Source organism: Tritonibacter sp. SIMBA_163 (assembly GCF_046535935.1).
Classification (GTDB): domain Bacteria; phylum Pseudomonadota; class Alphaproteobacteria; order Rhodobacterales; family Rhodobacteraceae; genus Epibacterium; species Epibacterium scottomollicae.
In genome coordinates this window covers 1-240 of sequence record NZ_JAWJBP010001212.1, presented here as the reverse complement: position 1 = coordinate 240, position 240 = coordinate 1, and the positions used below count along the sequence as shown (strand labels likewise).

1 pseudogene is annotated in these 240 nt (G+C 35.0%); it reads right to left on the bottom strand.

Going from position 1 to position 240, the window contains the following annotated elements:
• Positions 1–203 (bottom strand): annotated as a pseudogene (locus R0J92_RS26160) (chromate transporter); the annotation flags it as partial.
• Between the last annotated feature and the right edge of the window lie 37 nt (positions 204–240).

The following is a 240-nucleotide window of genomic DNA, read 5'->3' as shown; positions in this document are numbered from 1 at the left end:
CCACCAAAAACAAGTGAACCAGAACGGTAAAAATGATCGAACATCGCAATCCACTGAATCGATGTCACTTCTCTTAAAATTGGTAAAAGAATGAGTAAGACAAAAAATAAAGATAGACACATCATGGCAAACCTACGTGATATGGGAAAATGGGTATTGGATTGATGATGATCACGATGTTTTTGATAAATAAGATAGCCCATAAAAGCAGATACTAGTATGATCCCTATTTGTGTATAG